This window comes from Corynebacterium sp. HMSC05E07 (assembly GCF_001807225.1).
Lineage (GTDB): Bacteria > Actinomycetota > Actinomycetes > Mycobacteriales > Mycobacteriaceae > Corynebacterium > Corynebacterium singulare.
Genome location: NZ_KV788254.1, coordinates 1 through 409 on the forward strand (window position 1 = coordinate 1; position 409 = coordinate 409).

General features: G+C 48.7%; 1 protein-coding gene. It reads right to left on the minus strand.

All coding sequences use genetic code 11. The annotated features are described in order from the left end of the window. Positions 1 to 137 precede the first annotated feature (137 nt). Positions 138 to 281 carry a hypothetical protein gene (locus HMPREF3149_RS13635; protein ID WP_168162203.1) on the minus strand — a complete coding sequence of 48 codons (144 nt, stop codon included), beginning with the start codon at positions 279 to 281 and terminating at the stop codon, positions 138 to 140. Between the last annotated feature and the right edge of the window lie 128 nt (positions 282 to 409).

Genomic DNA, 409 nt, shown 5'->3' on the forward strand with positions numbered 1-409 from the left:
CACCAAACAATCTGGCTCGTAACTCCCCAATGACGAAAGCGTCTGACGATTTCCTTAATCATGAGCTACCCACTGAAGTAGACTGCCGGAGAGGAGCCCTCCCGCCAGTGTAATCGGATACATTGCTTTACTGGGCGCTAGTTTCCACAGTAGGACCAAGTGATGGTGCTGATGTCCTTGGCGCCGCAGTGATTCTGGCTGAAGGCGCTCTCCTTCCGTTCCTCACTCTTCATTGCAAGGTTGGTTTCATCGACCATGGCCTGCAGTGTACGGATGTTCATGTCGCCTCCTTTCCTGAGCTAGGTTGTATTGACCAAACTATTTATGCCAAGACTGTCGGTCAATGAATGAGGTTAAGTGGTTACAAAAACTTAACCGAGAATTAATCGTGGGCATTTGTGACTTATTC